This is a genomic window from Candidatus Rhabdochlamydia sp. W815, from assembly GCF_018642185.1.
Classification (GTDB): domain Bacteria; phylum Chlamydiota; class Chlamydiia; order Chlamydiales; family Rhabdochlamydiaceae; genus Rhabdochlamydia; species Rhabdochlamydia oedothoracis.
The window spans coordinates 1-2265 of sequence record NZ_JAAVTY010000162.1; the positions used below are offsets into that span (position 1 = coordinate 1).

2 protein-coding genes and 1 pseudogene are annotated in these 2265 nt (G+C 35.9%); 1 reads left to right on the top strand and 2 read right to left on the bottom strand.

Annotation, left to right across the window (positions count from 1 at the left end; translation table 11 throughout):
* On the bottom strand, positions 1–159 hold a 159-nt coding region (locus RHOW815_RS09205), incomplete at its 3' end, for a helix-turn-helix domain-containing protein (protein WP_215217751.1).
* A 114-nt stretch (positions 160–273) separates the two neighbouring features.
* Between RHOW815_RS09205 and RHOW815_RS07875 the strand changes: the two genes are divergently transcribed.
* A complete protein-coding gene (locus tag RHOW815_RS07875; protein WP_215217750.1) occupies positions 274–1788 on the top strand; it encodes a ubiquitin carboxyl-terminal hydrolase family protein in 1515 nt (504 codons plus the stop codon).
* A gap of 254 nt (positions 1789–2042) precedes the next feature.
* Here the strand turns inward: RHOW815_RS07875 and RHOW815_RS07880 are convergent.
* Positions 2043–2265: pseudogene (locus RHOW815_RS07880) on the bottom strand (IS481 family transposase); the annotation flags it as partial.

The window sequence follows — 2265 nt, forward strand, 5'->3', positions numbered from 1 at the left end:
TGCTTTTTCTTGAGCTTGCTGATGACGGTATCCTCGTTGCCCTTTATTTCTCTTAAGTTCCCTACTAATAGTGCTATGATGAACTTTTAGAATGGTTACTATTAAGCTAGATGTATCTCCTCTAGCTTGTAAAATATAAATCTGATATCTCTTGGTCATAGGTTAGGTGATGGTAGCCTTTAGGCAAGGTCTCTTTTTGTGTTTGATTGTTAAAAATCACAATAGAGATTCTTTCATCTTCTTTTAATGAAAATAAAGTTAGGGAAATTTAGCATGACAGCCATCAGGCCAGATTTTTTTACACCCGTTCGCTTCGAAGAACCAAAAACAATTAAGCAATATATTCAGGAAGGGGTTGATAATTATTTTTATCTCAGCGGCAGATCTGTAGTTGTTATCCCTAGAGAAATTTTAAATGGTAGCCAGGCTGTAAGAATTATAAAAGATCAAGACCAAGGCAAAGTTAAACAAGTTATTCTTGGTGCTATCAAAGTTATCTCTTACATGATTGTGATCATCCCTTTGCTAATGCTTGTAGCAAAGGCCTCCTTTAGGCTTACCCATAAATTTCATATTGTATCGAAAGATAAATATGAATCCATAGTTAGACAAAAAAATTATTCTCTTGTAAAGAAAGTAAGCTTCTGGCGTCACTTTCTTTTTTCTTATAACAAGGCTATCGATGACGAGAAATGGAATAGCACCCAAGGGCTATCATTTTTGATAGCAGAATTTCAGACAATCAAAGGATCTTTTCATGCTTTATTAGCTGAAACAGAAAGTGAGCATACAGAATATCAAGAAAAAAAAGAGAACTTAAAAAACTTTATTTCTGAATTGATTGATCAGACAACAGAATCCTTAAGTGCTCTTCAGGAGAAAATACAAAATAAAACCCCTAGGGGTTTGGAAAATGTAGGTAATACCTGCTATATGAATTCTGCCCTTCAACCTCTTCTGGCTATAGGAAATTTTAAACAATTAATTCCAAATAGTGTAGCCCCCGAACCAGAAGACAGTTTTGAAGCGCGTAAAAACATTCTCGCTTCTTTTAAAGATTTTTTTGAAAGCTGGACAAATAAAGATAATGCAGCAAATCTGGGTCATAAGGTTGGAAATTTACGCAAAGAAATTTTCGAAGCAGGACTATCACAAGGTGGATTCACTAACAGCAGAGACCAAGACCAAGAAAGAGGGTTTCAAGATGCAGGGCAATTTTTTGAATTGATCCTTCATATTTTAGGTAAGGGTTTCCAGTTAGAAATAACAAGAACGCCTGTAATGAATGATGGAACGTCCATAGAGGCTAGAAAAACAGAAGAAACAACTCCCCAGGGAGTTTTTTATTTACAGTTGCCTGGTGATTCGCTTCAAGAAATCGTGAATGGATATCAAGCAGCTCTCGACCAAGAGGGTGAATGGCGAGTAGAAGATTCTCATTCTCAAAGCGAGATATTATTTTTTCGTTTTAAAGAAATGCAGAAAATTGTTGGCCCTGTACCTGAAATATTAGTTGTCGAGGTAAATAATCACGTTGTAAACCCCGAGCAGGATCATGTTATTAATTTTGCTCCTTTATTCAAAGAGCCTTCAGAAAATTGCGAGTACAAATTGGTCGGGTTTTCACAAAATCATCACCAGGTTCACTGGACTTCTGTAGTTTGGAAAGAAAACAATTGGTTCTACTGCAATGACGGTCAAACACAACAAGTACCTATAGAAAGCAATTTTTTTAAGCATCCTGCCAACTACATGATATTTCAAAAGCATGAAAATGGGTATCTCTAATAACACATTCCAGAAAAAGCGCATTTTTTAAATCAAGATCTGAAAAATTTGAAGTGTCGATTAAACAATTTTTGAATTTTATGGATAAAAACATTTTATCGCATTTGGAAAAGTCAACACCGAGGAGCTTGCAGTTTTAAAATTCAACATCTTGGAATCTTGTCCTAGACAGAACTTGAGTTGACAGACAGCACTTCATTGACAGTGTCAATTTGGTGTAATGTGTCTAGCATTTTCATTTGTGCTAGATGCTTTTTATCCACATCCATTTGCAGTTCTTCTAGACTATGATACACTTTTTGCCTAAATGCTGATGCAGAAAATTCATTTTGAATCGTCTGAGGAAACTTCTCACAGATTCCGTTGGTTTGAGGATGCCTTGCCTTTGTTCGAGTATGTTCAATATCCTCTATTGTAAGATAGAGCTCATATTCATGGTATTCCCGACTCCCACAGTACTCTGTCCCTCTACGGTTA